At 53.5% G+C, this 25,699-nt stretch carries 28 protein-coding genes; 18 read left to right on the top strand and 10 right to left on the bottom strand.

Features of this window, described 5'->3' with window-relative positions; translation table 11 throughout:
* Nucleotides 1-2 precede the first annotated feature (2 nt).
* Both AC2FGC_RS07930 and AC2FGC_RS07925 read left to right on the top strand, forming a co-directional pair.
* Nucleotides 3-980 (top strand): ABC transporter ATP-binding protein, encoded by a 978-nt coding sequence (locus tag AC2FGC_RS07930; RefSeq protein WP_496726942.1) that lies wholly within the window; start codon nt 3-5, stop codon nt 978-980.
* A complete protein-coding gene (locus AC2FGC_RS07925; protein ID WP_496726943.1) occupies nt 977-1,933 on the top strand; it encodes an ABC transporter ATP-binding protein in 957 nt (318 codons plus the stop codon). Before AC2FGC_RS07930 ends, AC2FGC_RS07925 begins: the two co-directional genes overlap by 4 nt.
* 13 nt (nt 1,934-1,946) lie before the next feature.
* On the opposite strand, the gene AC2FGC_RS07920 is transcribed toward AC2FGC_RS07925, so the two are convergent.
* Nucleotides 1,947-2,627 (bottom strand): GntR family transcriptional regulator, encoded by a 681-nt coding sequence (locus AC2FGC_RS07920; RefSeq protein ID WP_496726944.1) that lies wholly within the window; start codon nt 2,625-2,627, stop codon nt 1,947-1,949.
* 150 nt (nt 2,628-2,777) lie between these two features.
* Here AC2FGC_RS07920 and AC2FGC_RS07915 point away from each other — a divergent pair, with 150 nt between their 5' ends.
* From AC2FGC_RS07915 to phnY, 3 genes are all read left to right on the top strand, one after another.
* Nucleotides 2,778-3,797 (top strand): GlxA family transcriptional regulator, encoded by a 1,020-nt coding sequence (locus AC2FGC_RS07915; protein WP_496726945.1) that lies wholly within the window; start codon nt 2,778-2,780, stop codon nt 3,795-3,797.
* 156 nt (nt 3,798-3,953) lie between these two features.
* Entirely contained in the window at nt 3,954-4,202 is a 249-nt protein-coding gene (locus AC2FGC_RS07910; RefSeq protein ID WP_496726946.1) for a hypothetical protein, read from the top strand.
* A gap of 14 nt (nt 4,203-4,216) precedes the next feature.
* A complete protein-coding gene (gene phnY / locus AC2FGC_RS07905) occupies nt 4,217-5,665 on the top strand; it encodes a phosphonoacetaldehyde dehydrogenase (RefSeq protein ID WP_496781913.1) in 1,449 nt (482 codons plus the stop codon).
* Between the two features lie 48 nt (nt 5,666-5,713).
* On the opposite strand, the gene AC2FGC_RS07900 is transcribed toward phnY, so the two are convergent.
* A complete protein-coding gene (locus AC2FGC_RS07900; protein ID WP_496726948.1) occupies nt 5,714-6,556 on the bottom strand; it encodes a fumarylacetoacetate hydrolase family protein in 843 nt (280 codons plus the stop codon).
* A 277-nt stretch (nt 6,557-6,833) separates the two neighbouring features.
* On the opposite strand from AC2FGC_RS07900, the gene AC2FGC_RS07895 reads away from it, so the two are divergent.
* Both AC2FGC_RS07895 and AC2FGC_RS07890 read left to right on the top strand, forming a co-directional pair.
* Nucleotides 6,834-7,436, top strand: coding sequence for a GNAT family N-acetyltransferase (locus tag AC2FGC_RS07895; protein WP_496781911.1), 603 nt, complete (start codon nt 6,834-6,836; stop codon nt 7,434-7,436).
* A 94-nt stretch (nt 7,437-7,530) separates the two neighbouring features.
* Complete coding sequence (locus tag AC2FGC_RS07890; protein ID WP_496726950.1) at nt 7,531-9,300, top strand: adenylate/guanylate cyclase domain-containing protein; 1,770 nt, start codon at nt 7,531-7,533, stop codon at nt 9,298-9,300.
* A gap of 56 nt (nt 9,301-9,356) precedes the next feature.
* Here AC2FGC_RS07890 and AC2FGC_RS07885 read toward each other — a convergent pair whose 3' ends face one another.
* The 4 genes from AC2FGC_RS07885 to AC2FGC_RS07870 all read right to left on the bottom strand — a co-directional run bounded on the left by AC2FGC_RS07885 (nt 9,357) and on the right by AC2FGC_RS07870 (nt 13,933).
* Nucleotides 9,357-9,941 (bottom strand): hypothetical protein, encoded by a 585-nt coding sequence (locus AC2FGC_RS07885; RefSeq protein WP_496726951.1) that lies wholly within the window; start codon nt 9,939-9,941, stop codon nt 9,357-9,359.
* Nucleotides 9,942-10,090: 149 nt separating this feature from the next.
* Nucleotides 10,091-11,386: a gluzincin family metallopeptidase gene (locus AC2FGC_RS07880; RefSeq protein WP_496726952.1), complete on the bottom strand. Its 1,296-nt coding sequence runs from the start codon at nt 11,384-11,386 to the stop codon at nt 10,091-10,093.
* Nucleotides 11,373-12,731 (bottom strand): TfuA-like protein, encoded by a 1,359-nt coding sequence (locus AC2FGC_RS07875; protein WP_496726953.1) that lies wholly within the window; start codon nt 12,729-12,731, stop codon nt 11,373-11,375. Before AC2FGC_RS07875 ends, AC2FGC_RS07880 begins: the two co-directional genes overlap by 14 nt.
* A complete protein-coding gene (locus AC2FGC_RS07870) occupies nt 12,728-13,933 on the bottom strand; it encodes a YcaO-like family protein (protein ID WP_496726954.1) in 1,206 nt (401 codons plus the stop codon). The genes AC2FGC_RS07875 and AC2FGC_RS07870 overlap by 4 nt, the downstream gene beginning before the upstream one ends.
* A gap of 640 nt (nt 13,934-14,573) precedes the next feature.
* On the opposite strand from AC2FGC_RS07870, the gene AC2FGC_RS07865 reads away from it, so the two are divergent.
* Both AC2FGC_RS07865 and AC2FGC_RS07860 read left to right on the top strand, forming a co-directional pair.
* A complete protein-coding gene (locus AC2FGC_RS07865) occupies nt 14,574-14,885 on the top strand; it encodes a recombinase family protein (protein WP_496781909.1) in 312 nt (103 codons plus the stop codon).
* Complete coding sequence (locus AC2FGC_RS07860) at nt 14,886-15,191, top strand: helix-turn-helix domain-containing protein (protein WP_496726956.1); 306 nt, start codon at nt 14,886-14,888, stop codon at nt 15,189-15,191. It begins immediately after the preceding gene.
* Between the two features lie 1,058 nt (nt 15,192-16,249).
* On the opposite strand, the gene AC2FGC_RS07855 is transcribed toward AC2FGC_RS07860, so the two are convergent.
* The 3 genes from AC2FGC_RS07855 to AC2FGC_RS07845 all read right to left on the bottom strand — a co-directional run bounded on the left by AC2FGC_RS07855 (nt 16,250) and on the right by AC2FGC_RS07845 (nt 18,104).
* Nucleotides 16,250-17,467, bottom strand: a complete 1,218-nt coding sequence (locus AC2FGC_RS07855; RefSeq protein ID WP_496781906.1) for an HlyD family secretion protein — start codon at nt 17,465-17,467, stop codon at nt 16,250-16,252.
* Complete coding sequence (locus tag AC2FGC_RS07850; RefSeq protein ID WP_496726958.1) at nt 17,464-17,844, bottom strand: hypothetical protein; 381 nt, start codon at nt 17,842-17,844, stop codon at nt 17,464-17,466. Before AC2FGC_RS07850 ends, AC2FGC_RS07855 begins: the two co-directional genes overlap by 4 nt.
* A 62-nt stretch (nt 17,845-17,906) precedes the next feature.
* Nucleotides 17,907-18,104, bottom strand: coding sequence for a hypothetical protein (locus tag AC2FGC_RS07845; protein ID WP_496726959.1), 198 nt, complete (start codon nt 18,102-18,104; stop codon nt 17,907-17,909).
* 137 nt (nt 18,105-18,241) lie between these two features.
* Between AC2FGC_RS07845 and AC2FGC_RS07840 the strand changes: the two genes are divergently transcribed.
* The 9 genes from AC2FGC_RS07840 to AC2FGC_RS07800 all read left to right on the top strand — a co-directional run bounded on the left by AC2FGC_RS07840 (nt 18,242) and on the right by AC2FGC_RS07800 (nt 24,992).
* Nucleotides 18,242-19,249 (top strand): helix-turn-helix domain-containing protein, encoded by a 1,008-nt coding sequence (locus AC2FGC_RS07840; RefSeq protein ID WP_496726960.1) that lies wholly within the window; start codon nt 18,242-18,244, stop codon nt 19,247-19,249.
* 153 nt (nt 19,250-19,402) lie between these two features.
* Nucleotides 19,403-19,693, top strand: a complete 291-nt coding sequence (locus AC2FGC_RS07835; RefSeq protein WP_496718691.1) for a hypothetical protein — start codon at nt 19,403-19,405, stop codon at nt 19,691-19,693.
* Nucleotides 19,694-20,092: 399 nt separating this feature from the next.
* Complete coding sequence (locus tag AC2FGC_RS07830) at nt 20,093-21,475, top strand: cytochrome ubiquinol oxidase subunit I (protein WP_496781904.1); 1,383 nt, start codon at nt 20,093-20,095, stop codon at nt 21,473-21,475.
* On the top strand, nt 21,475-22,476 hold the full coding sequence (gene cydB, locus AC2FGC_RS07825) for a cytochrome d ubiquinol oxidase subunit II (protein ID WP_496726962.1): 1,002 nt from the start codon (nt 21,475-21,477) through the stop codon (nt 22,474-22,476). Before AC2FGC_RS07830 ends, cydB begins: the two co-directional genes overlap by 1 nt.
* On the top strand, nt 22,473-22,574 hold the full coding sequence (locus AC2FGC_RS07820; RefSeq protein WP_496726963.1) for a DUF2474 family protein: 102 nt from the start codon (nt 22,473-22,475) through the stop codon (nt 22,572-22,574). Before cydB ends, AC2FGC_RS07820 begins: the two co-directional genes overlap by 4 nt.
* A gap of 153 nt (nt 22,575-22,727) precedes the next feature.
* Complete coding sequence (locus AC2FGC_RS07815) at nt 22,728-23,297, top strand: hypothetical protein (RefSeq protein WP_496726964.1); 570 nt, start codon at nt 22,728-22,730, stop codon at nt 23,295-23,297.
* A gap of 412 nt (nt 23,298-23,709) precedes the next feature.
* On the top strand, nt 23,710-23,985 hold the full coding sequence (locus AC2FGC_RS07810) for a hypothetical protein (RefSeq protein ID WP_496726965.1): 276 nt from the start codon (nt 23,710-23,712) through the stop codon (nt 23,983-23,985).
* The gene (locus AC2FGC_RS07805; protein WP_496726966.1) at nt 23,978-24,625 is read left to right on the top strand and encodes a serine hydrolase domain-containing protein; all 648 of its coding nucleotides are present in this window, start codon (nt 23,978-23,980) and stop codon (nt 24,623-24,625) included. Before AC2FGC_RS07810 ends, AC2FGC_RS07805 begins: the two co-directional genes overlap by 8 nt.
* A gap of 28 nt (nt 24,626-24,653) precedes the next feature.
* Complete coding sequence (locus AC2FGC_RS07800) at nt 24,654-24,992, top strand: hypothetical protein (protein ID WP_496781902.1); 339 nt, start codon at nt 24,654-24,656, stop codon at nt 24,990-24,992.
* Nucleotides 24,993-25,119: 127 nt separating this feature from the next.
* Here the strand turns inward: AC2FGC_RS07800 and AC2FGC_RS07795 are convergent.
* On the bottom strand, nt 25,120-25,699 hold a 580-nt coding region (locus tag AC2FGC_RS07795), incomplete at its 5' end, for a hypothetical protein (RefSeq protein WP_496726968.1).

The raw sequence follows: 25,699 nt of genomic DNA, 5'->3' as shown, positions 1-25,699 counted from the left end.
ACATGAGCCTGTTGGATATCCGAAACCTCACCGTCGAATTCGCAACCGCTTCGGGTCAGTTCCGGGCAGTAGATGGCGTTGATCTGTCTGTCGACAAGGGCGAATTAATGGCCATCGTCGGCGAAAGCGGCTCGGGCAAATCGGTGTCGATGCTGGCATTGATGGGTCTTCTGCCCTGGACGGCCACGATTACGGCCGACCAACTAAGCTTTGAAGGCATTGACCTGACCAAAATCTCGGCCCGTGACCGTCGCAAGATCATCGGCAAAGACATTGCCATGATTTTTCAGGAACCGATGTCATCGCTGAATCCTTGCTTTACGGTTGGCTTCCAGATCAAGGAGGCCTTGCGCATCCACCTAGGCCTGAACCGAAAGGACCGCCACCAACGCGCTATTGAACTGTTTGATCAGGTCGGAATCCCCGCACCCGAAAGCCGCCTGAACACGTTTCCGCATCAGATGTCCGGCGGCATGAACCAGAGGGTGATGATTGCGATGGCCATCGCCTGCAAACCCAAGCTGTTGATCGCGGACGAGCCGACAACAGCACTGGACGTTACAATTCAGGCGCAAATCCTTGATCTGTTGGTTCACCTTCGGGACGAACAGGGCATGGGTTTGGTCCTTATCACTCATGATATGGGTGTTGTCGCCGAGACCGCCGAGCGGGTTCAAGTCCAATATGCTGGCCAAAAGGTCGAGGAGCAGGCAGTCAAAGACCTGTTCCGCACCCCGCGTCACCCCTACACAACTGCGTTGCTCAACGCGCTTCCGGAGCGGGCAACGTCTAAGATGCTACCGACCATTCCCGGCGTCGTTCCAGGGCAGTTTGACCGGCCAAAAGGATGTCTGTTCAGCCCCAGATGCCAATATGCAGATGATCTGTGCCGATCGTTGCCCCCAACCCCGCACAGTGCGGAATTCGGCAAGGCGCGTTGCCATTACGTTGAAAAGATAACAACCGGAGAGCTGGCATGACCGCCCCCATCGTTCAGGCCAGTGAATTGGCCAGGTTTTATACCGTAAAAGGCGGGTTGTTGTCGAAGGCCGCAACGGTAAAGGCCTTGTCTGGCGTGGACTTCGAACTGCGGCCGGGCAAAACGTTGGCGATCGTAGGAGAGTCCGGTTGTGGGAAGTCCACCCTCGCAAGGGTGGTGACGATGATCGAAGAACCGACCTCGGGTAGTCTGACCATCGATGGCGTTGAAATATCTCCATCGAAATGGGCCCAGATGCGTGAAACTGTGCAGATTGTGTTTCAGGATCCCTACGGCTCGCTCAACCCACGCCAACGGATCGGTCAAATCCTGCAAGAACCATTGATAATTAACCGCCGCGAGATGTCCGCAGCCGACCGCGAGGCGCGCGCGCGTGAAATGATCGACCTCGTGGGTTTGCGCCCCGAACATTACGACCGCTACCCGCACATGTTTTCGGGCGGGCAGCGGCAGCGGATTGCAATCGCCCGCGCCCTGATGCTGAACCCCAAGGTGCTGGTGCTGGATGAGCCGGTTTCAGCGCTGGACGTCTCGATCCAGTCGCAAATTCTGAACCTGCTGGTCGAATTGCAGGAACGTCTGAACCTTGCCTATCTGTTCATTTCGCATGATTTGTCGGTGGTAAAGCACTTTGCCGACGACGTAATTGTCATGTATTTGGGCCGCGCGGTTGAGAAGGCACCGAAAGAAAAGCTGTTTGCTGCCCCTCGACATCCTTATTCCAAGGCTCTTTTGTCGACAACACCTCGCGCAGATCCCGACGCGCGGAAGGATCGGATCAAACTGGAAGGCGAGCTTCCGTCCCCGATGAATATCCCCAAAGGCTGTGCCTTTGCACAACGGTGCTGGCTTGCAACCGAAGAATGCCGCGCCGCGCCGCCAGAACTGAGCGGGACAGACCACAAAGTGGCGTGCCTGCATCCACTGAGGTAGGGATGGGGGACCTTCAGCTAGCGTCGCCTTTCCGTGTCTTTATAACCATCGCCAACAACTGATCCTTGGTCCGTTGAATATGCTTGGTCAGCAGTTCACCTGCTGCGTCAACCTGACGTTTGCGTGCCAGCGACAAAAGCTGTCGGTGATCTTGCTTGGCGGGCTCACGCTGTTCCATGACGCTCAGATGCATACGGACATAGCGGTCCGATTGCAGATTAACCCTTTGCAGGATCTCATTGGTTAGCCCACGATCAGCAGCCGCATAAAGGGCTTTGTGGTATTCATAATTCAGGCTGCCCCACCGCCCGACATTATAAGCTTCGTAAGACCTTTCCATGTCATCGAGCAGCTTATCGCATCTGGCGAAATCAGCTTCCGTCATCTGCGGAATGGCCCGTTTAAACAAGTCGACCTCCAAAAGAACCCGAAGGTCGAAAATCTCGCCAATTTCCGAAAGCGAATGCGAGGTCACCGATGCACCTCGGTTGTTAGTCAGCTGCACAAGGCCTTCGGCATCCAGCCGTTTCAGAGCTTCGCGGATCGGCATGCGCGAAACATCATAATCCTCGGCAAGGGCCTCTTGCCGGATGGTTTCACCTTCGGCCATCTCTCCGCTTAGGATACGTTCCCGCAGATCATTTGTGATGACTTCTGGAAGACTTTGACGTGCGATCGCGCGGGTTCTGGGCATAAGAGTGGTCTCGGTCGGTGTAAGTTGTATCCAAAATACAAAATGAGCGTTCGATTTCCAAGGGTCTTACATCTATTGATAACTTAAAGTTGCTCGAGCGTTTCAGCAGGCCAGCGACGATGCGGTATTCGAACGCGAAGGAGGGGTGTAGTGGACAGCCAACGTTTCCTGCCCAAGGGGGCGATTTCCGTCGACGTTCCCTATGATGGACCACCCAAGGCCTTTCATTTCCTGTTGCTGCCTAATACCACGATGTTGGCGTTTAGCGCAGCGATTGAACCCTTGCGTATTTCAAACCAACTGGCACGAAAGCAATTGTTCGAATGGTACGTCCTGTCCGCAGATGGCGCACCGGTCACGTGTTCGAACGGAATCCGCATTCAAGCCGACCAACCCATGCACGATCTGGAGCAGGGGGCCTATACTTTCGTGTGTTCCGGCACTGAGCCGATGGCCTCGTTTGACACCCGGGTTCTGAATTGGATCCGTCGGCAAAAGGCACATGGATGTGATTTTGGCGGTATCTGCACCGGGGCATTTGCCTTGGCCAAAGCAGGCCTGATCGGCGACAGAAAGTTCACCGTTCATTGGGAAAATCGCCCCGGGTTTTGCGAGTATTTTCCGACAATGACACCAACCCAGAGCCTGTACGAGATTGACGGCAAGCTGCGCACTTGCGGGGGAGGGCACGCCAGCACCGATATGATGCTGGAAGTGATCGAGGAATTGTTCGGCAACGCCCTGGCCATCAACGTGTCCGAGATGTGTCTGCATCGGCGGGTCGGTGAAAGTGGCAGCAATCAGGTTTCGCCCGTCTCGGCCCTTTTGGGGACGCGCAACGGCAAGCTGGTCGAAGCTGTCCAAATCATGCGGGACAACATTGAATCGCCGCTCAGCCTTGAGGCGGTGGCGGATCAGGCGTCACTGTCCAGACGCCACATGGAACGGCTGTTCCAGCAATACACAAAGATGTCGCCCGGCCAATATTACAACAACCTCAGGCTGGATCGCGCCTTCGCCCTATTGAATGAAACCGACCTCAGCGTATCCGAGATTGCCTTTGCATCCGGGTTTTCCAGCACGGACAGGCTTTCAGTTCATTTCCGAGGCCGGTACAATGTTTCGCCGCATAACTTCCGCAGATCGTGGTCGCACGAAAGTGGCAACTAAGACCGTTGGTGGGACTTGGATACCGAGGTGCAATCCAGCTCTGGACTGCCACAGTGGATTGCTCTGGCTTTCGACCCAACGCGGAAATTTTGCAATTCTGTGATCTATAGTTGGCACTAGAACGGGCGCACTTAACCCAAGGCTACGAAGACGATGATGCAAATCCCGATCACAGCCCGACAGAAGGTCTATTCAATCCTGAATGTACCGGTTGAGAATACCTGCGCGGGTACTTCCCCGAACTGTCATGATCTGGCCGCGCTGGCGGCCGACTTACGCTGCCACGATGGATTGACCGATCGGGGTATTCCCTTCATCGTCAGTCGCGTGATCGACACTCCGCAGCGCCATCAATTGCGCAATTTTGAAGCACTGCTTTTTGCCACCACAGCGGCGGCCCATTAATCATGGACGATATCATGAACACATCCGGTATCCGCAATGAAGGCATGCGAATTGGCGGCGAGATTGTCTTTACCGATGCTAAAATCTCGGTCCACTACCCCTATACGAACGAGACTATTGGTACCGTCCCTGTGGGCACTTCTGAACTTGTACGCAAAGCTTTTGAAATTGCCGCAAATTACACGCCCAAACTGACGCGTTATGAACGTAGCGAGATTTTACGGCGTGCTGGCGTTTTGATTGGTGAAAGACGCGAATACCTCGCAAAATGGCTGACGCTTGAGCTTGGCATCTGCCATCAACACTCGATCTATGAAACCAAGCGCGCGCAGGACGTTTTTCAGTTCGCCGCCTCCGAGGCCCTGAAGGACGATGGTGAGGTTTTCTCGTGTGATCTGACCCACAACGGCAAGGCGCGCAAGATTTTCACCAAACGCGAGCCGGTCAGGACCATCAGCGCAATTACTCCGTTCAATCACCCTCTGAACATGGTCAGCCACAAGATTGCGCCGTCCATTGCCACCAATAACTGCATGGTCTGCAAACCGACCGAGCTGACCCCACTGACGGCCCTGACGCTGGCGGACATATTGTACGAGGCAGGGCTGCCGCCCGAAATGTTTCAGGTCGTGACTGGCTGGCCGCAGGACATAGGCGATGAGATGATCACCAATGAAAACATCGACATAATCACCTTCACGGGCGGTGTGCCGGTGGGCAAGATGATCGCGTCCAAGGCAGGTTACAAACGACAGGCACTGGAATTGGGCGGCAACGACCCCCTGATCGTGTTGAACGATCTGAATGACGCCGATCTGGACAAGGCCGCCAGTATAGCTGTGGCTGGGGCCACAGGTAATTCGGGGCAACGCTGCACCGCGATCAAACGCATTCTGGTTCAGGAAAGCGTGGCAGATAGATTTGTGCCACTTGTTCTGGAAAAGGCAAAAGCAATCCGGTTTGGTGACCCTCAGGACCCAGAAACGCAATTGGGTTGCGTTATCCACGCACAAGTCGCCGAGTTGTTCGAAAACCGTGTCCTGAAGGCTGCGCAAGAGGGCGCAGAAATCCTCTATCACCCCGGCCGCGACGGTGCACTGTTGCCACCGATCGTCGTCGACAAGGTGCCCCACGGCAGCGAGTTGGTGATGGAAGAGACATTTGGTCCAATCGTGCCGATCGTTCGTGTTCCAGATGATGATGTGCAAGTCATGCAGATCTCAAATGGAACCGCATTTGGTTTGTCGGCCGGTGTTTGCACTAACGATCTGAACCGGGCGATTTCCTACATCAACGGTTTGAACGTCGGCACGTGCAACATCTGGGAACAGCCCGGCTACCGGATCGAAAGGTCCCCCTTTGGCGGCATCAAGGACAGCGGCAACGGCGTCAAGGAAGGCGTGATCGAGGCGATGAAATTCTTCACCAACGTCAAAACCTATTCACTGCCATGGCCCGAGTAACTTTTCGGCCCTCTGTCTGTTGCAGGGAAAATTGCACAAACAGGCGGCTTAACCCTGCACAACGTTCTGCCGTTGCACGCCCAAGCCTTTGATGCCCAACTCCATCCTGTCGCCAGGTTTTAGATAGGTGGGCGGGTTTTGCCCCATGCCCACACCCGGAGGCGTGCCAGTCGAAATCACATCTCCCGGCTGTAGCGACATGAACTGCGACAGATGAGAGATTAAAGTCGCCACGCTGAAATGCATCGTACTGGTCGAACCATCCTGAAACCGTTGCCCGTTCACCTCAAGATACATCGGCAGGTCCTGCGGATTGGGCACCTCATCCCGTGTCACAAGCCATGGACCTATAGGGCCGAACGTGTCGGCGGATTTGCCTTTGACCCACTGGCCCGAACGGTGCAGTTGGAAATCGCGCTCTGATATGTCGTTGATGACGCAATAGCCGGCGACATGGTTCAAGGCTTCGGATTCCGAGACGTATTTGGCCTCTTTCCCGATCACCACACCCAGTTCCACCTCCCAATCGGTTTTGACTGAGCCACGAGGGATTTCAACCGTGTCGTTGGGGCCAATGATGGCTGACGTCGCCTTGAAAAAGATCACCGGTTCCTGCGGCAATTCCATCCCACTTTCGGCCGCGTGATCGGCGTAGTTCAGACCTATGCAGACAAACTTGCCGACCTGACCGACGCAAGCGCCAATCCGCGGATGGCCGTCCACCAGCGGCAGGCTTGCTGTATCCCACATGCGCAATCGGTCCAGGGCCTCATCGCCAAGCGACTCGCCTGTGAGATCACCAATCACACCCGACAAATCACGAATTGCGCCCTTGGCATCCAGAAGACCGGGCTTTTCCGCGCCCTTGGGACGGAACCGCAGTAACTTCATTGATGGTATTCCCTTTGCTCAGAGCATCCGGGGCCATCATTTACAAACAGAGATGTGGATGGGAAATTCCGTTGCATTTGACCGGGCAGCACACTTATCGCCCCACTGCATCAAAAACTCAAATCTTGTGGTGCATTCAACAGAGGGCAGAGATACTGTATTCTCATTTCGTAATTTCTTTTTTTTGTGCTAGTGTCCGAGCAGATTTTACTGATTTCTTTCAAAGGTACTATTTATCGTGAGCAACAATTCACAAAACACGTTCAGGTTGCGTCCGATGGAAAGGGCAGATCTGGATTCCGTTCTGAGTTGGTTTCAGGACGTTGAAGACCTTGCGCGTTTCGATCGTACGACGCGCGTGCCCCTCAATACATCGCATGCCGAAGAATTTTGGAAAGATTCATTTACGTCTTCTGATGCCAGCCGCAAATGTTGGTTTATCGTCGAGTCGTCCGCAGGTGAGGCCGTTGGGCTGGCCGGGCTCGAGTCTATCTCGAACATCAATCGCGATGCAGTGGTTGCAGTTTTCGTCAACAAGGCAATGCGCAGATCCGGCGTCGGGCTTCGGGCATCCGCTTTGGTGCTGGATCTGGCATTTCGACAGCTGGGGCTGAACCGCATAACGTCTTATTATCGTGAGGACAATCATCACAGCCGTGATCTTGTTGCCAAGATAGGATTCCAGATTGAAGGGACGATGCGTCAAGCGTGGTTCGCTGAAGGCGAGTTTCAGGATATGGTTGTTGTGGGCATTCTGAAATCCGAGTGGATGGTTCGCCGAAACGTTTTGGCACAGGAACTGGATGCGAATACGATCGTGACTTTGGGGCCGAATGATTGCGCCGACTGGTCATGGCCACCTCGGATCGCAGAGGTGTGATCAGTTCCGATCAAAACTGCTTCGGTCGTCAAAAACGTTTTTTGATATATGTTGGTTACGGGTCCGCTATGAATCCGAAAAAAGAGTAACACTTGTGAGTACGACAATTTCTGACATTCCAATTACTCAACGGCTTGGCGCAGTATTGTTCGCCGATGTCGTAGGATACTCCCGGCTCATGAGCGAGAATGAGCTGGATACCTATAACGAATTGAAAGCATTGATTTCTTTGCTTGAGGCATCGTGCGCAAAGTACAACGGCCGAGTGGTTGAGGTACGTGGGGACGGGATTTTGGCCCTGTTCGAAACTGCCACCAGCGCAGTGGAATTCGGGGTCGAATTGCATCAAATTGCAAGCGATCAGAATAAGACCCGCGCGCAGGATCAGCGAATCAAGTTCCGGGCCGGGATTCACCTTGGCGAGATACTGATAGACGAGCGTGGCATTCATGGTGACAACGTCAATATCGCGGCCCGGTTGCAAGAAATAGCCGAGCCTGAACGGGTCTATGTCAGCTCTGCCGTGTATGATCAGGTGTGCAATCGCCTGCGCTTTGGGTACGAGTTTCTGGGGCCAAAACAGCTCAAGAACATCATGAATCCTGTCTCGACCTACTGCGTCCGCAGCGAAGTGGCCGGCGCGACCATGGCCGGCACGATGCGCCCCGACCTGAAAGGCGACATATTCGAACGGCCGGATACGCCGTCGGTGGCCGTTCTGCCCTTCAGCAGCTCTGGCGGCGATGAGTCCGACAGCTGGATCGCCGAAGGTCTGACAGACGACATCATCATGAATCTGTCCAAATTCCGGAACCTTTTTATCATCGCCCGGAACTCGTCATTTTTCTTCAGGACACAGTCGATGCCTCCGAAAGAGGCGGCGCAAAAACTGAATGTCCGTTATGTCGCGCGCGGCAGTGTACGTCGGTCAGCCAGTCGGATCAGGATTTCCGCCGAGTTGATTGATGCCAACACCGAGCGCACGATCTGGGGCGAACGGTTCGATCGCAAGATTGACGATATTTTCGACATTCTTGATGAGGTCACTGAGTGCATTGTGGCGGCCACTGCGGTGATGATCGAGTCGCATGAAAAGCAGCGCATGATTCAGGCAGTTCCAAACGATCTTGAGGCCTATGGTTCGGTCCTGCAAGGTCAGCACCACATCTTCAAATACACCCGAAACGACAACCGCAAGGCACAGAATTTCTATCAATCAGCCCTTGAGCGGGACGAGGGGTATGCCCGTGCTGCAGCAGCGCTGTCGCGAACTCTAAATATCGACTGGCGTTATTCCTGGGCCGAAGAGCCGTCACAATCGCTGGAAAAGGCGCTGATGTTGGCACAGCGCGCGATTGAGCTGGACCCGACCGACGCGCGTGGTTTCGGCGAATTGGGCTATGTGCATCTTTACCGCAAAGAGCATGACGCAGCCATCCAATCCTATCAGAGGGCGCTGGCGTTAAACCCAAATGACGCAGATATGCACTCTGACTTTGCTGATGCTCTGGCCCATTCGGGCGATAACGAGACGGCCATAACGCATCTTCAGCAGGCAATGCGTCTAAATCCCTATTTCCCGGATCAGTACCTTTGGCACCTGGGAGGAGCATATTACAACCTCAGACGCTATGAGGATGTTATTGAGACGGTCAACAAGATGAACAATCCGACTGAAGGGCAGCGTATGCTGGCCGCGAGCTATGCGCAGCTTGGTCAAACGGACATGGCCCGTCTGATCCGGGAAAAACATCGCGAGGCGCATCCGAACTTTTCGCTGGCCCGGTGGACAACAGTTCAACCGGATCGGCTAGAGGAAGACACGCAGCACTTTGTGGAAGGTCTGAAAAAAGCCGGGTTCTGAAAAGCAAAGGGGCACCCAATTTCGGGTGCCTCTGAATATTTTTCTGCAAACCGGGCTTAGTCGCCGCCGCGTACCTTTGCGCCGCTGACTTTGGCACCGCTCACCTTCGCGCCACTGACTTTGGCACCGCTGACCTTGGCCCCACTTACTTTCGCGCCGCTGACTTTGGCACCGCTGATAGCCGGGCTGTCAAAGCCGAAATAGATGTCCAGCAGGACTTGTTCGAACTGGCCGGTCATCACGTCCATACGCATGGTCTGGTCAGATTTGTCATACTTCCAGAAGCGAATACCGTCGGCGACCTGATAATCTGCTGCTGCGACGCCGCCGATGCCCGGTTCCTTCGGTGCTCTGGATGCGTTGTCCGCGGGCTCATTGGGATTAGCGACCAGACCGCCTTTACCATGGACCAAAAAAATCACCGGCTCCGGCAAATCGTAATAAGTACCCTCAAAGGCAAAGCCATAAATCTTGGCGAACCGAGGACCGTTTAGATCTTTTTCCCCATTTTCCACCCCAAATTGATTGTCGAGATGCTTGTTGGCGCCCTTTCCTTCAGATGGAATACGTTTGTACTGTAAATCTTCGAGCTCACGGCCATATATCAACACTTCTGAAAAACTGAGCAAGGATTCAGGCATATCTCTCTCTCCCAATTATGGGATCGACGAAGCCAAAACCCTCATCTCCCCCTCAAAATAAGCTCGAAAAATGTTCGAGCAAATGCGTTCCAATAAACTTCTTCCGATTGCATGCCATAAAACCGCTTAAAAATAAAGGATTTTACAGGTCATTCCGGCACCTGCGTGCGAACCGAGGCCGAGTGGCTGTCTTCTTCGGGATCGGGAAGACGCGGACCGGCAGACATCAGACCAATATCTCGCATGCGGAAGTTGCCTTCGATGATGTTGCGAAACGCACCGCCAGTGATTTCCTGGTCGACCGCCAGCAGGGCCTTTTCAACACCGAAATAGCTGAGCATATCCGCATCCAGTCGCTCCCATGTGTCGGCCAGATAGGTTCCCAGAAAATCGCGCGCCTCAAGCAAAGCGATCCGGAAACCATCGGGGTTTTCGGCATAACGGGCATCGAAAACACCCTGCATAACCTCGCTGTAATCCGGAGAGTCTTCCAACTGATCGGACAGATGTTCTTCTTCGGGTGAGATCAGGCCATGCAGCAGCAGGCGTTCGTGATAAATGTCTACGAAAACGTCGAACATCGCTCCGGTCAACGGTTCGGAAAGATCGTGTTCGCTGGTCCATCCGGCCGCAAACTCTGACATGGACCGTGTGTTGGCGGCAATTCGGATTTGCGCGTTTTCCCCGAGTTCTGCAAACCGGTTCAGACGATTGAATGTGTAAAGGTTGCCCCGCGTGTTTTTTAACAGAGCGTCAACTACAGAACCAAAATGTAGCGACGCAAGAAGGGCGACCATATCGGCAGCTGACTCGTGAAACCCATAATATTCGCCCGACGCATCCCCATCTGACGGCATACCAATGACGCTATAAATAATGGCATGTCCAATTTCATGGGAGACAACGTCAAAGTTCAGGCTGTATGGCCGGTACTCATCTCCATGTTCGTGCGTGCCGCCTGTTTCCAGAAACCCCCAGCCAATATGTGCGTTATCCAGACTGGGTAGCAGGGACAACTCCAGCCGGTTGAAATCGCGCGCGAAATGCCATGGGATCGGCCGGTCGAAATACCCTTGCCAAACATCCATTGTAAAATGGGCCGACCCGAACAAATGCGCCGCCTCAAATGCGGGGTCGGATGGGGCAATATGAAAGAAATTCCCGAACTCATCGGGCATTGCGGGCGGCTGAATGTACCCGTCCCACGGCGGCAGATACATACCCGGTCCATTCGGACCTGGAACGATGGCACCGTAAGGTGTGGTTTTTCCAACAGGGTTGACGGTGTACATGCGCGGACCGGAAGGCCCTGGCCCAATGCTGCCTTGCGGAGCCGAAATTTCGACAAGCTCCGGTTGCGCGCCAGGTTCCAGAAAAGGCGATTGCGGATACAGCAGGAACCGTGTGCCGGGTTCTTCGACGCTTGCAGTCTCATGTGTGTTCATCAATCGACCCCTCGTGCCGGGTGGAAGTCACTTTGCTATTTGGAACCTCCGCACAGGAACTCCTGTGGCAAAACAAAAACTCTGCTTCGATCAATTCACCCAGTTCCGCGCGCCCGGATAGGCCAAGCGAGGTTGCGTAGCTGTCCAGGTTATCCGGCACGTCCTGGTCAAGGCGCGTTTCAAAATACCAAACGACCATACGCAGACGATCCGCGCCCGAGAGGTGCCCATTCACAATCGCAGCTTTTTCCTTGGCGGCCGCCCGTTCCCGTAGATCGGCATACTTTCCGGTTCGTTTCAGTTCAGCCAGCAATGGCCCATCCAACTGGGTCAAACGCGCGGCGACCGTCGCATCAATCCGAGCGGCATCCGTCAATATGTCCTCGTATTCCGCAAGGTTCAGATCATTGGCGGCCAGCCATTCCATCAAATGCGCTTTTTGAGACAATCCAGCTTTGGCCCTATGGTCCGTCATCTGCCGGATCAGGGCGTCACGATCAGGATGCCGATCCTGTTCGGCGGCTTCTTCCTGTGCCATCACGCTCAGCACTGCGCGGTTGCGCAATTCGGCGTAAAGTTCCGGGTCCAACCTCAACTCGTCGATCACCGCGTGGTTCTTTGCCTCGTTGGTGTCGATGCGGTTGCGCAACTGTTTCCACACCAATGTTGGTTCGGTCCGCGTTACGGGACTTGGGGGTAGGGTGCCCTGCGACAGGCAATCCGCCATAAGGGCCAGCATCGCGCGGGCGTCATCTGCTTTCGCATCAATTTGGCCGTCGGGTAGCCAATCCAAAAAGGCCGCTATTCCGGGTAGGTCGTTTAACTCTTTGCCGATGTTTTGCCAGATACGGTGCCGATAGTGTCTGGATTTCGCATGCTCTAGGATAGTGGCGACGCTTTCAGAAGGTAAAATCCCCTGAGCCTGCGCCTGTTTGACTGTGGCTCGGATAGATACCATCGGTGTACTAAGCGGTTGAAACCCCAGCTCTGCCGGACTGTGCAGAACCGCGACCTCATCGTCATCCTGCAAAACGCCGCTAAGGTAGTCCTCAAAGATCCCGCCAACACCGATCATTCCAAAATCGGCAAGTTCAGCGGCACGCAGGGCGCCCATGCTGGCGCTGCCAAAGACCGGTATCCCTTGTTCCATCGCCCACAAGATTTCCTTGTGCCAGACCGAGGGCACACCTTCGAAGAACCCATCTATGATCCCAATTGCGTGCGGGTGATCCTTGGCTGCGCGATAGACATCACCCTGCTGAACAGGGGGCAGGATCGCAGCATTCAACTGTGCGGCAACTTCGTGTGCTGGCAGGGTAGGGCCCACAAATACGACAACGTTCATGCGGTTTCCTGCCTGATCTGCAGCGCTCTTAGGCCCGGTACGTAATCCGCGTCGTCGTGCGGCGCTTCCAAGCCCGGTATGACCGCCCGAACAACCGATAGATCATATTCAGGCCGAGACAAGTCCACGATCACCACCTGAGAAACCCCGACGGCCTCTAACCTGATTAACAGCAAAGCCAGGTCATCCTCGAATTTCTTGGTTGAATGCGTCGGGCAGTCCTGAAAATTCCCTGTCGGAGGGGCGCGATCGATCAGATCCCGCACATATCTACACCGATCCGTTTGCGCCTGATCAGTGAATTCTGCCGGATCCAGATCATCGCGGGCGCCTGAGATATAGGTTAGCCGGGTCTGAGCAGCCTCTGTCACCGCGCGCAGCAACGCGATTGCTCGATCCAGATGGCACCCGTCGCCGATGCCGATGTGCCCAGTCTGCCCGCCGGCCTCGCAGATCACGCAGCGAAAACTGGCAATTCCGATATCCGACGTGGTGTTCCACAGCCCGATCTCCAGATTTGCGGCGGTGATTTTTTCAATGGCCGCCCGACATCGCTGATCATCGACAGTACCGGGATCAATACGCACGGTCTTGGATTGATGAGACCACAGCGTCGTTGCATCGCGCTCAATCAATTCGCAAATCGCATGACAACTCGCTTCGGCGACATTGTTGCCCGAAGCCAAACCATTCGTTGTTCTGGGAAAGGCGCGTTGTCCAGCGAGTGGAGGCGTGGTGTAGTCAGTGTCCACCATCTCAAGCGGAACCCAGCAGGTGTGTTGGCTTTTCAAATCCCAGCCTTCGACCCATAACATGTTGCCGTTGGGATCAAATTGCGCGCCAGTGACCTTAGGCAATCGCTCCACCTCCACAACGGTCGCGTCATCAGCCAAATCGGTAAATCTGGCAAGCCGTTGCGGAAGTCGCACACGTTCGGCATGCCAGGATTCGATCGCTTCCATAACGCCTGAAGCTTGCGCTGCCTGCAGCGACAGCCCCTTACCAAGTGACACCGCAACAGATCGGGAATTGGGACGAGCGACCATAACAGTCGGTAAACCAATCCTATCCAGGCCGGTCAGATTTGCGATCCGAGTTATGCCCATTTCCCGAAGAAATGGTTGCACAATTCTTAAGGTGTGCTCGGGGTCGCGCAAACGATGCGTGTCATGCACGTAGGTCTTTTGTGAATTATCGGTCATTTCATCGACCTTGCCAAAACAAACGTGCGGGTTCGCACAATATAACAAACTATACGCAAATAGGATGGTAGATGAATTCGCGTGGGTCAACCTTGCTGGTTTCTAGTAGTTATGTTCGAAACGTACAGGTGAATACTTACATCATTATATTTAACATAAGATCAATTATGCGATTTCATCGTCCGCGTTATTTTCATTGTTACCGACAATGGCGGCCATACGTTGAGCTTTCAGGCGTTACAGCGGGAATTAGCCGCGCATATCGAAACAGGAGGCTTGCTGGCAACACTGGCGGTTGAACATTCGTTCATCCTCGAAGCCAGGGACCGGATGAACATTGACCAATTTCTATCCAACGATGTGGTTGTGTTTGACAAGAGCCACCTGAACAAACTGTCACCAACAGAACTCTCTGACGTCTACGCACGATCTGCGAGGAGTTGGCGACTATGAAAAATCAAACATCCTGCCGTGTCAGAATGCTGCGTTCACTTTCGGTGGATCACACATCTCCATGTAACAATTGGGTGCACCACAAAATGACATCTAAATGTGACGCGATCCACCGTCCCATTAGGGTGGTCAATTCAACTATGTGACAGATTGAACATCCCCCCTACCCTAATGTGATAGATACCAAATGCCCCGCATCGGATATGCCAGAGTCAGCACCACGAGCCAAGATCTCGACATTCAAACGGCAGCATTGAAGAAAGCTGAGTGCGAGATCGTCCGGTCAGAAACAGGGTCAGGTGCATCGCGTGACGGGCGCACGGAATTAGGAACAATCTTCGAGTTATTACGCGTAGGTGATGAACTGGTTGTTCACCGACTTGATCGCCTTGGTCGGACTACGAAGGATGTTCTGAAACTGGTGCATGAACTGGATGCCAAAGGCGCTTCCCTGCGGGTTCTTGAACCGGAAGTGAGTACAGCCGGTGATCTTGGTTGAATGGTGGTAACAGTGCTCGGCATGGTCGCTGATATGGAACTGAAATTCATCCGCGACAGACAGAGAGCAGGTATTGATGCCGCCAAGGAAAGAGGTGTTTATCGTAGCAGACGAAAACAAGTAGATGACGCACAAATTCGATCTCTTGCGGCTAGCGGGTTATCAAAGGCCCAGATCGCACACGATTTGGGTGTGTCTCGGATGACTATATTTCGCGCGCTCGATGCACCGCTTGGGTCGCAGAATGCTTACGACCCAACAATTGTGAAAAACAAGATTGAAGGGCATTCACGCGAGGAAAAGTAGACGCTGTTTCCTGTCGGTTCGGCTTCATAGAATTGAAGATTCAAGCATTGTGGGGATCCCGTGAAGGCACTTGGCGATAGCTGGTCTATCGGAAGCATCTGCGGCGTTATCGGTCTTTTCACTAGGCACAGATGCCCCAGCAGGGTCGAGTTCACCCTTTGCAACTTCCAGTGCTTCTTTTGCACCTCTAGTGAGGCTATCGCCAATCTTAGCCATCGTTCTCTGCCAAAATTTTTGCTCATAACTGATAACATTTCTTATTGTGCACGTCTGCTAAGCGAAATGTTGTTTTCTCTTGGTTGCAAACTGTCGCAAGGGCGATTGAACAATTTTTCTGAACTCCTTCAGGTGACCAGGTTTTACAGCACCTCTGACCCCCCTGCCCTCACGCTTTTAACGTTCTATTCTTCATTGTCTTGAGATAGCGAAGCCTCAAGCGCTTCGAGCAACATTTGCTCATGGCGAATTGGCATATCATCCACGCTCCAAGCGCGCCGATGGTCAGGCCAAACTTGTTCGAAAAGCTCCTCTGTCAGAACAACAAAGGAAATTCTTCCTCAATGTCTAAGCCAAGTCGGCCCCTTGGAAGCATGCTCGGTCAAATTAAATGCCGTATCTTGGCGCATCTCGGCGTCAAAACGTCTGCCTTGGATTGGCGGTAACTTTGGTCGTTTCATTCGTTTTCCTTTCAATCCGCACAACAGCAGGCACGGAGAAATCCGTGTTGGGTGCGGTTAAGTGGAAAACAATCAGGGCTTGATCTCAGCTAGCATGACATAGCCCTGTCGGCAACGTCGTTTGGTGGCGCGAACCAGCCAGACGCCAGGCTTGATTGGAAACACCGTAACGCGGACAAAACGGACATTCCGGGCTACTGTAAGTGGTTGTAATTTTCCTGCATAAGATCACCTGAGCGGACAGTCAAATCGTTCGCCGTGTGGCAGAAAGCCGTCACATAACTCGCATTTATTTGACATGCGATCTGTCTGCAAATTGTCGAAACGGCTCCCAACATTTGTTGGAAGCCGCACTTATTGAAAGTGGATGGAGTTGGAAAGTCAGGCGTGACCACCACCGATCAAGCCGATACCCGATGTCAGACCGAACCAAGCTTTGACCCGTAGACCGACGGCTTTGATGATACCCATGGCCTGAATCCCGTGGGCGACAAGTGTTCCTTCCATTTCGCCTTCAAAATTGGTGGTGTAGGATTGTACAATGCAACCACTACCTGGAACCAAAAGTTCGCGGTGTTCTGGGTGTACCAGATCAAGATGCACAACGATCTGACCCCGTTTGGCCTTTTCGCTCGGCTCGATCAGGCGACCGCTAGGCGCTAGCTGACCGGAAGAAATCTGCTCCTGAATACGTACGATCCTTGCAGGAAGAACGGTATTGCGCATCGAGATGTTGAAGTTACTTTCGCACGCCACTTCCGCCGCCATACCTTCGTACAATTCAGTGCGAGAAACCTGCGAAAAGCCAGCGACGATACGTCCTCGCTCAGCATCCTTGCGGTCGGGTACGATCAGCATAGCCGGGCTCATCGCGGCTTGCGCTGCGCGTGATCCGACATTTAGGGTGACCTGTTCAACGACACCGTCGACAGAGCTGAGCGTCAATGTCTTTGACAGTTCCACCTGAGCCTGCTTCAACGACGCGCGCGCCGATGCAAGTTGGGCAGGCAGAACAGCACTAGCTCGGACTTGTGCCACGCCAAGTTGGGTTTCAGCAGCCTCTACCTCTGCTTCCCGAGTACTCAAGGTTGCCTGGGCGCGTTCCAACTGGCTCACTTGAAATGCTGCAGAGCCCTTTGCTTGAAGTGCCTCGTGATCCATCAGCACCAGCTCAGCCTGTTCTCTGGCGGTAACTGCGGCATCCACTACGGCCTGAGCAGTTTGGACCTGCAATTCAGCTGCCAGTTTCGCGCTTTCTATCTCCTCAACTTTACGGGTTGCAAAATCTACTGCAGCTTGTTCCGACGCATTCTCGACTGCAAACAGCGGATCGCCCGGTTCTACACGATCACCGCCCTTTACGTAGATATCTGTTACTGTTCCACCGTTCTCAGCAACGACCGGAACAGTTCTGAATGGCACAAGACCTGTGTAAGATTTTGGGTAGTAGTAGAACACGGCAAAGAAGACGATCAGTGCTAGTACGAACCACATGAAGAGCGCTCGGTGAACGTTGTATAGGGTGACTGGAATCCCGCGCCATTTTAGGTAGATTACCCGCAGGACAAACGGAAAAGATGTGACGAGCAGTTCAATCATTTTACCAGCTCCTCTGTCGAAGGCCGCCACCACAACATGAAGTCGCGGGCGATTGCAGTCAGGATCAGCGCGCCTGGCAGCAGAATGCTGAAGTGGCTGAGCGCGGGCATCAATTCGTACGCCAAGGCTATGGTAAGCATCACCGGAATAGTTGTGCGCAGCGGAGTGCCGATTGATTTGCGCTCGGTATAGCGTTCAAAGCGCGCATAGAGGTGCACGACGAGTAGGATCGCCAGAAAGAGAACAACCAGACCAACCCAAGCATAGGTGTCGGTCTGATTGGGCGCGACCCACCATCTCGGATCGCCGCCAGCAGCGAAGGCAGGAGTTGAGATGACGCCAAGTATAGGTGCCATCAGGAACGCGGGTGGTTTCATTTTTCAGGTCCTTTTGTTTCGCAGCCGTGCTGCGTGTGAAGATTTTAGGTGTCTGTGGAAATTCAGTTCTCGGTCTGATTTTGAGATGGTTCTGAGGGCTGTTCCTGCGGGACATAGGGGGGATCCCAGCGACGTCCGTCCGCTGTTTTTTCGCCAAGCGCCAATGAGCGCAGACCGTGGATGTTCCCCCCGGACCACTCTTGTTTGGCGGAGTTTTGGATTGCCTTCAGTACGCGGTAGTACCTTGCGAAGTAGATCATGGTCGTTTCCTTTCTGATGACCCGGACCTAACCGTCATCGCATCCGCGATCCTGAGGGTTCTGGACATTTGTTATTGGCTTCTGGACAATTGCAGTGACTGCAGGAGGTTGCGTGCAAGTCAGGGGAGGACGCAAAAGTGCCACGCATCAGCGCTTATAGACTGCAAAATGTAGGGCTGCGTTATTCGCAAGAGCCCGGCGCGCGGGTTCCGTTTCCTGAAGTCCTGGAAATGGCGGGAGCACCCTCTGATATCGTCGACAGCCCCGACGCCACTGTCGAGCTGCTACATGAAGCAGGCGCTGTGGAAACCGCGTGTCGTATTTTGGAAGACAAGACCTTCGCCGCTCGGGTCGGGCTTTCGGCACAAGGTCCCGGAACACTTCTGGCTTACATCGTGCGGGCTGCCGAAACGGTGGAAGACGCGCTGGTATTGACGCAGCGCTTTTATGCAATGCAAGACCCTGACTTGCGTCTTGACGTGGTCGGGGCGCCCAACGAGCCAAAGATAACTCTGGAGAGCAGTGTTATCCCGGCGCATCAATATCCTCGCCATCGCGAAATGCTGATTTTCGGCCTTTACAAGCGAGTGCAACAAATCACCTCTGGCGGCCTTGCCCCGATCTCGATTGAGTTGGAAACGGACGATGCCGAGCACTGCCGGCTACTGGCCGATTTGGCGAGATGTGAAGTCTTAGGCTTCAAGTCCGGATACGCCCTGGCTCTACCCTCAAACGGCATGAGTTTTCGGATACCAACGGCAGATCCCACCTTATTAGGGCATTTACGCAGGCACGGAGAAGAGCAATTGAAGGCTCAGCCTGATGCAGTCCGCAGTCTGTCCGACCGCATTGTGGACATGCTCGGGGAGCGTCTTCCCGGACCGATACCAAACGGCGACGATATAGCCGGAGAGCTTGGACTGACGCGGCGTACCATGACCCGGCATCTGTCGGCTGAAGGAACAAGTTTCAAGGCACTACTGGAAGGGGTGTTGTGCGACCTGTCCAAGCGGATGCTTCGTAGCGGCGAGGGCGTCGCCCGCGTGGCCTTTATGCTCGGTTTCGCCGATCAGGCTGCTTTCTCAGTGGCGTTCAAACGGTGGACAGGTGAAACGCCGGCAAGGTTCCGTAAAACGGGCCGGTAGCTTTTTCTGGTCCATGCAATCCAGAAAGCGCCCAGATGTCCAAGATCCACAAAACCTTGTCCCGTCTCCAAAAGAAAGCAGACCAACGGGTCACCTAGTTCAATGGCACACAGCAGCCGCGGTGGTTGCTAACCCAGAACAAGGATGAACCCTATGAAGACCTCGAAGAAATTCTTTATCGCCCCGATCTCAGGCGCACTTCTGATCACCATGGCTGCTACTGCTCATGCTGACTACGTCACCGACAAAGCGATCAAAGGCGCGGTTGTCGGTGCCACTGTCGCCGGTATCGCTGGCGAAAGCATCGTAGGTGGCGCGGCCGCTGGTGCTGCGGTCGGAGCCGTAGGAGGTGCGATCCAAAAGGACAATTTTGAAGACGCGCAAGACGAAGCCCAAGAACGTCGCGACGACTTTAAAGAAGAACACAAAGACTGGAACGACTAAGACACGACCGCCAGCGAAACAAAAAAAAGGAGAAATACCGCCGAACAAACCTGACCGGTCAGCATGCGCTGTTAGCATCCAGACGCTGTTTGACTGACCATCCCACACAGAACTCGCACAGTTTCTGAGAGGTTGCCATCCAGCTCGTAATCGAGCCGGGTGGCAACTTTGTTTTGGGCCTTCGAACGCCACACGTTCGCGGCGTTCTCGGTTTCAAATTTCAGTCGCCCATCTCGAACCGGGTTTTGTCCAAAACCCAAAAACAACCGTCCAGAACCCAAACGAACTGAAACAGCTACCAACCCAAATCCAACTCATCTGAATGACATCGACGAGTTGGCAACCGAAACACTTCTGTTCACTGCCGCTCTTTGGAACCCAATGCCTAAGGAAGCGGCAATGAACCTATTCGCAAACTTCGACGCAGAAACCCTGGCACGCATCCAGTTTGCCTTTACCGTGTCGTTTCACATCATCTTCCCGGCCTTTTCTATCGGCTTGGCAAGCTTCTTGGCTGTTCTCAATGGCCTCTGGCTATGGCGAAAAGACAAGGTCTACCTGAACCTCTTCAACTACTGGAAAAAGATATTCGCCGTTGGCTTCGCGATGGGTGTCGTGTCCGGCATCGTGATGTCTTACCAATTCGGCACGAACTGGAGCGCATTCTCGGACACCGCTGGTCCCGTAATCGGCCCCTTGATGGCCTATGAAGTCATGACGGCCTTTTTCCTTGAGGCAGGCTTCCTCGGCATAATGCTTTTCGGTCGCGAACGCGTCGGTCGCGGTTTACACATGACGGCCACGGCGATGGTCGCCGTTGGCACGCTGATTTCGGCAACGTGGATATTGTCAGTCAATTCCTGGATGCAAACCCCGGCTGGGTTTGACATCAACGAACTGGGGCAGTTCATTCCCGTCGACTGGTGGTCGATTGTCTTCAATCCGTCCTTCCCCTACCGCCTGACACACATGGTTCTTGCCGCTTACCTTACCACTGCTTTCGTGGTGGCCGGGGTTGCGGCCTGGCACTTGTTACGCCGCAATCGCACGGTCGAGGTCACTCGAATGTTCTCGATGGCAATGTGGATGGCCGTTTTGGTCACCCCTGTGCAGATCGTTGCCGGCGACCTTCATGGTTTGAACACGCTGGAGCATCAACCGCAGAAAGTGATGGCGATGGAAGGTCACTTCGACAGCCATCCCGAAGGTGCACCGCTTATCCTGTTCGGCATTCCGAACGAGGATAAAAAGCGCGTGGACTATGCCATCGAAATCCCGAAACTATCTTCGCTGATCCTGAAACATGATCCCAACGCGCCGCTTGAAGGGCTGGACACTATCCCCGACGACGAAGAACCCCCGGTCGCGATTGTGTTCTACAGCTTCCGCATTATGCTCGCTATCGGCTTTGCCATGCTGGGCATCGGCTTGTGGTCGCTTGTTCAGCGGGTTCGCGGCCGCCTCAACGACGATCGCTGGCTGCACCGGACATCCGTTCTGTTGGCGCCCAGCGGGTTCGTGGCGGTACTGGCCGGTTGGATCACCACCGAAGTCGGGCGCCAACCGTACACTGTGTATGGGCTGATGCGGACATCGGACTCACTCTCACAAGTGGATGCACCTACAGTTGCCGCGTCTCTGATTGCCTTCATCGTTGTGTATTTCGCGGTGTTCGGAGCGGGCACGTTCTACATGCTGCGCCTGATGGGGAAACCACCTGTCGAAGGTTTCCAGAAAAGTCACAAACCCATTGAAATCTCTATTTTGGCGGAGACAGCGTAATGCTTGAACTCTCGACAATCTGGGCCGGTATCATTGCCTTTTCCGTTCTGACTTATGTGATCCTGGACGGTTTCGATCTTGGAATTGGAATCCTCTTTCCATTCGCGAAATCCGACAAAGATCGCGATGTCATGATGAACTCTGTCACGCCTGTATGGGACGGTAACGAGACCTGGCTGGTCATGGGGGGCGGAGGTTTGTTCGCCGTTTTCCCGCTTGCTTATTCTGTGGTGATGCCCGCGATCTACATGCCCGTCATCATCATGCTTCTTGCGCTTGTTTTCCGCGGTGTCGCCTTCGAACACCGGTGGCGAACGGAGCGCGGGCGATGGCTATGGGATGTTGCGTTTCACAGTGGGTCAACCGTAGCCGCCCTCTGCCAAGGCATCGCGCTTGGCGCGCTGGTCCAGGGTATCCCGGTCGAGGATCGGCTGTACGCAGGCGGACAATGGGATTGGCTGACGCCGTTCTCTGTCACGACGGGTGTGGCCTTGGTGATCGGGTATGCCTTGCTAGGAGCAACCTGGCTCAACATGAAAACCAAGGGCGAGATACAGCGCCAGATGCGTTCTTTTACCCGCCCGCTGATGCTAATGACGCTCGCGTTGATTGGCCTCATCAGTCTTTTGACCCCGTTCCAAGATCCGGTCTATCTGATCAGATGGTTTTCGTGGCCCGGTATCGTTTTCTCTGTACTAGTGCCAGCTATCGTTGCTGTTATTGCATGGATGCTTGATCGCGGCCTGAGGGAACAGCGAGACTATCAACCCTTCTTCTGCGCCATTGCCTTATTCGTCGTCTGCTTCATCGGCATTGGGATCAGCTTCTATCCCTATATGCTACCCCCAAGCCTCACGATTGCCGAAGCCGCTGCGCCGGATAAGAGCTTGGCCTTCGCTCTGGTCGGGGCCGTCGTTCTGTTGCCCATAATCCTGGCCTATACCGCCTACACGTACTGGGTTTTCCGCGGAAAGGCCGATCCAGAGGAGAGCTACCATTGAAACTGCTAAAGCAAGTATTCTGGTTCAGCGCGATCTGGTTCGGCAGCGTCTTTTGCCTAGCGACTGTCGCTTACGTAATCAGGATGTTCATCACTTGAGATGGCAAGGACACCAATGTTCGCGCGTCGGCATGTCTAGATCACGCAAATATTAGTCCAAGCGCCGAAAGAAACTCCGTTCCGGCCTACCAAATTCCCAAGAACAAGCGGCTGGCTAGGTCGTCTCAAATTTAACAAACCAAGGGGGCTGTTATGCTTTCTCGTCCAAAACCAATATCCGTGCGGTGGGATCAGATTGATCCGGATCTGCCCAAACCACCTAAGCCAAAAAACCGGAGCGACAAACGCTCGTCTGGCAAGTTACCAAAATTGTTCGCCGGGCACCTTGCCGCAGGGCTTGCTACCTTTGTTCTATTGCCCTTCACCTCGGCCCTAGCAGGGACGGTCACGAAAGACCTCGCTCCAATTGTGGACATGTTGCTAGTCCTGCTCTCTGCATTTGTTGTTTTTGCTTTCACAGCCGCAATAGTTTTGAAAGGGTCAACACTGCGGGCTGTCTTCGGGCGAGGATTGGCCTCTCTCGGTACAGCGCTCATCATTTCACCCGTGGGGTTCTCGGTCCTGTTCGCATTATACCTGCAAGACTGGGTATCTATCGTAGCGGGCACATCTATCGAGCAGGCAGGAAGAACAGCGATATCCCTATTTGGTGGTGTTTTCATTGCAAATGCCCTCGCAGGGGGATTGGCGTTTGGTTGTTTATCTCTGTTACTTGGGATTAGGCTAATGCAAAATCGTCCAAAACCACTTGTTTCGCCTTAGACGAGTGAACTTCCGCTTTGGGCTGACCGCGGTCCTTTGGAGCAAAAATGCGGATGGCTGCAAATTCCCCTTTTCAGCTACCCGACACCGGACGTTGGAAACCAGACGGCTAATGGCGGTGAGCGGACAAAGCCTCCTTAGGCTCAACGGTTGATGATGACCGGTCTGTTCGCGAAGCGAACCTTCATTACGAGCTTTACATCCTCCGAGATGCGGACGAAGCGGGCATTGCATGAGGCGACTAGCGCACTTGTATCAGCCAACCGGCGCTTGCGACTACTATGCTGTCCTACCAGAAGACTAGTCGCAGTCGTCTGACCGCCCCGCGGCCCAGGCACAAGAAGCTAGACACCAGAGCTGAAGCATGGCTGGATTGCTTAGACATTACCTAATCCTGCGGAGATCCCCTAAAATGAAAAGAAATGCTAAAAAGCTGTTAGTGACATCCGCTATTGCTATAGCTCTTTTGGGCTCTGGTGCGGCACGTACTTCTCCTACCGAACCAGCAAGCGCAGAGGCTGGTTCATTCTGGGATGAAACCGTTGAATCTGTAGATAGAAGCCCATGGATATTTGAAGGGACAAATGTTTTTGGAGAATTAGCACGAGTTCCACCGTCAGATTGGGTACGTACTCTTGAAAAAGCCCCATACCCAACTGAGCTTGAGAACTTAGTTTTTTTTGGCTAGCAATAATGAAGAACAAAATATCAGAGATTGGTTGCATCAAACGCATACCGATAGTTTTTTGATTTATCACGATGGTAAACTCGTCGCTGAAAAGTATTTCAATGGCATGAGAGCGGATACGTCCTACCGCATTCACTCTATCACCAAGACAGTGTTGGGTATGGCAGCAGGGTTGGCGGTTGAGGCGGGGAAATTAGATCCAAAAAAATTGATCACTGAATACCTGCCTGAGTTGGATGGCCCAGCATTCAAAAATACAACGGTTAGACATCTACTTGATATGACCGCTGCTGTTGATTGGAAAGATGCTTCTAGTGGTTACTTAGACGATGCCGGTGATCTGTTCTGTGCCTTTGGTCAGGACCTCTCTGAAAAAGTTGAAATTTGTGACACTGAGTCAGGCGTTAAAGAGTATATGATTTCTCTGAGTGACCGCGAGAACTTAGTAGAAGACGGTGAAGTATATAGTTACCGTTCAGTGCTATCTGCACTACTTGGTATGGTTATCGAGTCGGCGACCGGTGAGAGCTATTTAGATGTACTGGCCGAATTGTGGCAGGACATCGGTGCTAAGGACCCTGCATATAGCGAACTGGGGCCCAAAAAGGATTGTTCAAACCAGTGGCGGGTTATTCACTAGCTCTCGTGACCTATTACGATTTGGCAAAATGATGCTGGACAACGGTAAGGTTAACGACACTCAAGTTATCCCTTCAGATTGGATAGCTGACACTATTCAAACAAATGACGATGTGATTGCAGCTTATGAGAAAAGTGCATATGCAGAGGTGTTTGAAGGCTTCCACTACCGTAACCAAGTCTGGGTCAAAGATAGGGAAAATGGTGCGTTTTACGGTATCGGTGTCTATGGGCAGCTATCGTACGTGAACCAGGAAGCCAATGTGGTTATGGTGAGGCTATCAAGCCAGCCAGAAGTTCAGAACACACCTATGTACCTGGACTCGATGGTTGCGATGAAATTAATTGCAGAGACTTTGAGCAAATGAATTTTAAAGCGCGTTAACCTATAACGCAGAGCCAAATAGCTCAGCTTTGCCAGCGTTTTGGCATAACCAAGCCTTCTCCTTGTCGCTCTTTAAAGACAAGCCAAATATTACGTTTAGCGTCGTCGGGTCAGTACCGGGTTAAGACGACAGCGACCGCAGCAAACACCACACCAATCAAAAGAGCCTTTGTATTCACTGCCGAAAGGCTGGGTAGTTTAACCCGAAGAGACAGGGCTATTATCACACCCCCTGTCAACCCATTCGCAATTGAATAGATCATGCTACTTTTGTCCGCGCTGAGACCGATCAATATGCCGACTGCAAGCGACGCGACAAAGTATGCGCGTAGCCATCCAGACATATGCCCGGGGTGGGTCTTATAGAGATAAATATTTACCCCAAACAAATGCAGTGAATAGGCCAACGTTCCAATCGCGTACAGCTCAGGCGATGTTCCTGTGGTTTGCATGACTGTAATGGCAAGCAAGCAGTTATAGGTTCCGAGTGCCACTGTGTCCAAGCCAAGCGACAACCTGTTATCGGCCCCCACGTCGCGGCTGGCTTCCAGCAAGTAGTAAAGGAGAAACCCCAGCAGAGAGTAACCGTACAGCGAGTGTTCCCATTTCCCGTTTGCAGCTAAACCGGCGGACAATTCACCGATTTTTGGCAGTAAGAAAAGGAAAGCATAGCATAGCCAAGTCCGATCC

This window comes from Ruegeria sp. CDSC054, assembly GCF_059610645.1.
This window is presented reverse-complemented; position numbering and strand designations above follow the sequence as displayed.

Coding starts and splice junctions, on each gene's coding strand:
- AC2FGC_RS07930 (WP_496726942.1), top strand. CDS start 3: ATGAGCCTGTTGGATATCCGAAACCTCACCGTCGAATTCGCAACCGCT.
- AC2FGC_RS07925 (WP_496726943.1), top strand. CDS start 977: ATGACCGCCCCCATCGTTCAGGCCAGTGAATTGGCCAGGTTTTATACC.
- AC2FGC_RS07920 (WP_496726944.1), bottom strand. CDS start 2,627: ATGCCCAGAACCCGCGCGATCGCACGTCAAAGTCTTCCAGAAGTCATC.
- AC2FGC_RS07910 (WP_496726946.1), top strand. CDS start 3,954: ATGCAAATCCCGATCACAGCCCGACAGAAGGTCTATTCAATCCTGAAT.
- phnY (WP_496781913.1), top strand. CDS start 4,217: ATGAACACATCCGGTATCCGCAATGAAGGCATGCGAATTGGCGGCGAG.
- AC2FGC_RS07900 (WP_496726948.1), bottom strand. CDS start 6,556: ATGAAGTTACTGCGGTTCCGTCCCAAGGGCGCGGAAAAGCCCGGTCTT.
- AC2FGC_RS07895 (WP_496781911.1), top strand. CDS start 6,834: ATGGAAAGGGCAGATCTGGATTCCGTTCTGAGTTGGTTTCAGGACGTT.
- AC2FGC_RS07885 (WP_496726951.1), bottom strand. CDS start 9,941: ATGCCTGAATCCTTGCTCAGTTTTTCAGAAGTGTTGATATATGGCCGT.
- AC2FGC_RS07880 (WP_496726952.1), bottom strand. CDS start 11,386: ATGAACACACATGAGACTGCAAGCGTCGAAGAACCCGGCACACGGTTC.
- AC2FGC_RS07875 (WP_496726953.1), bottom strand. CDS start 12,731: ATGAACGTTGTCGTATTTGTGGGCCCTACCCTGCCAGCACACGAAGTT.
- AC2FGC_RS07870 (WP_496726954.1), bottom strand. CDS start 13,933: ATGACCGATAATTCACAAAAGACCTACGTGCATGACACGCATCGTTTG.
- AC2FGC_RS07865 (WP_496781909.1), top strand. CDS start 14,574: ATGCCCCGCATCGGATATGCCAGAGTCAGCACCACGAGCCAAGATCTC.
- AC2FGC_RS07860 (WP_496726956.1), top strand. CDS start 14,886: ATGGTGGTAACAGTGCTCGGCATGGTCGCTGATATGGAACTGAAATTC.
- AC2FGC_RS07855 (WP_496781906.1), bottom strand. CDS start 17,467: ATGATTGAACTGCTCGTCACATCTTTTCCGTTTGTCCTGCGGGTAATC.
- AC2FGC_RS07850 (WP_496726958.1), bottom strand. CDS start 17,844: ATGAAACCACCCGCGTTCCTGATGGCACCTATACTTGGCGTCATCTCA.
- AC2FGC_RS07845 (WP_496726959.1), bottom strand. CDS start 18,104: ATGATCTACTTCGCAAGGTACTACCGCGTACTGAAGGCAATCCAAAAC.
- AC2FGC_RS07835 (WP_496718691.1), top strand. CDS start 19,403: ATGAAGACCTCGAAGAAATTCTTTATCGCCCCGATCTCAGGCGCACTT.
- AC2FGC_RS07830 (WP_496781904.1), top strand. CDS start 20,093: ATGAACCTATTCGCAAACTTCGACGCAGAAACCCTGGCACGCATCCAG.
- cydB (WP_496726962.1), top strand. CDS start 21,475: ATGCTTGAACTCTCGACAATCTGGGCCGGTATCATTGCCTTTTCCGTT.
- AC2FGC_RS07815 (WP_496726964.1), top strand. CDS start 22,728: ATGCTTTCTCGTCCAAAACCAATATCCGTGCGGTGGGATCAGATTGAT.
- AC2FGC_RS07810 (WP_496726965.1), top strand. CDS start 23,710: ATGAAAAGAAATGCTAAAAAGCTGTTAGTGACATCCGCTATTGCTATA.
- AC2FGC_RS07800 (WP_496781902.1), top strand. CDS start 24,654: ATGATGCTGGACAACGGTAAGGTTAACGACACTCAAGTTATCCCTTCA.